The organism is Polaromonas sp. P1_G4 (assembly GCF_056405475.1).
The window spans coordinates 1-1,435 of record NZ_JBFUCA010000774.1; the positions used below are offsets into that span (position 1 = coordinate 1).

Here is a 1,435-nt window from a genome sequence, read left to right on the forward strand (position 1 = left end):
GGTCATGCTGGGCGTGGCCCGCGCCTTCCAGATGCCCGCGCAGCAATCGCTTACCCCGGTGCTGGTGCCGCCCGCCATGCTGCCGCGCGCCATGGCTTTCAGCTCGGCCGGCATGCAGGCAGCAGTCATAGGCGGGCCAGCGCTGGGTGGCGTGATTTTTGTGGCCGGCGCCACGGCGGTGTATGCCACCTGCGCCTTCCTCTTTGCCACCGGCTGCGTGCTGATCGCGGTGCTGCGCTATGACCACGCGCCGCCGCCGCGCGAGCCGGTGACGCTGCGCACGCTGCTGGCCGGCGTGGAGTTTGTATGGCAGCGCAAGGCCCTGCTGGGCGCCGCGTCGCTGGATCTTTTTGCCGTGCTGCTGGGCGGCGCCACGGCCTTGCTGCCCATGTTCGCCAAAGACATCCTGCACGTCGGGCCCTGGGGCCTGGGCCTGCTGCGCGGTGCCCCTGCGGTCGGCGCTTTGCTGACGTCCGCGGTGCTGACCCGCTGGCCGCTGGAGCGACGCGTCGGGCCGACCATGCTGTCGGCCGTAGCCCTTTATGGCGTGTGCATGGTGGTGTTTGGCCTGTCGACCAGCTTTGTGCTGTCACTGCTGGTGCTGGCCGTCTCGGGCGGCGCCGATATGGTCAGCGTGGTGGTGCGCCAGACACTGGTGCAGATCGAAACGCCGAATGAAATGCGCGGCCGCGTCAGCGCGGTCAACTCCGTGTTCATCGGCGCGTCCAACCAGCTTGGAGAGTTTGAATCAGGCGCCACTGCAGCGCTGCTGGGGCCGGTCGGGTCGGTTGTGGSGGGKGGGGTGGGGACGCTGCTGGTGGCTGCGGCGTGGTTCAGGCTCTTCCCGTCGTTGTCGCGGCGGGACAAGATGGTTAACCGTTAGCGTCCGCGCTTTCAAAACCGGGATCGTGAGATTTCGATGAATGAGTCAACGCATCAMTTGAGTGAAGCCTCCACCAGCGCTGCCCATGATTCAAAAGAATCGGCTGGCCAGTTGTTGTCGACCTTGAGCCTTTCGACTAAGAAGGGCCGCGGCCTGCCACCGTACCAGTTCACCCAGACGCAAGTGCCATTGCCTGGAATTTGTGCAAGTGGAACGTCGAATTCTTTCACGAAGAATTCCGTGCCGGCCGGAAATTCGGACAGCTTGGGAATGCGCGGTTTCGGGGTGCGCTTTGGGATGTAGACGCAGGCGAATGCAACAAGTGACAGTGCAATCACGATCAACATTTCGAGTGGCATATATGGGGCCTAAGGATTGAGATGAACTCGACCTGACTTGTCGAGGTGAACTCTTGATGGAAGCTTAGCCGCCACGCATTTCACGCAGCACCTGGCGGGCAAGATACCCGAAGGAGGCACCGGTCCCAGGCACGCCGACTGTTGGCGGAAACGACGGAGTAGCGTTCCTGAACTCTTCGACACCGAGTAACGC

Annotated in this window: 2 protein-coding genes; one reads left to right on the top strand and one right to left on the bottom strand. The window is 63.4% G+C overall.

Translation table 11 applies throughout. The annotated features are described in order from the left end of the window. A partial coding sequence (locus tag AC1D1X_RS23205) for an MFS transporter (protein ID WP_477699331.1) occupies positions 1 to 883 on the top strand: 883 nt, incomplete at its 5' end. 53 nt (positions 884 to 936) lie between these two features. Here AC1D1X_RS23205 and AC1D1X_RS23210 read toward each other — a convergent pair. Next, a complete protein-coding gene (locus tag AC1D1X_RS23210) occupies positions 937 to 1,242 on the bottom strand; it encodes a hypothetical protein (protein ID WP_477699332.1) in 306 nt (101 codons plus the stop codon). Positions 1,243 to 1,435: the final 193 nt, after the last annotated feature.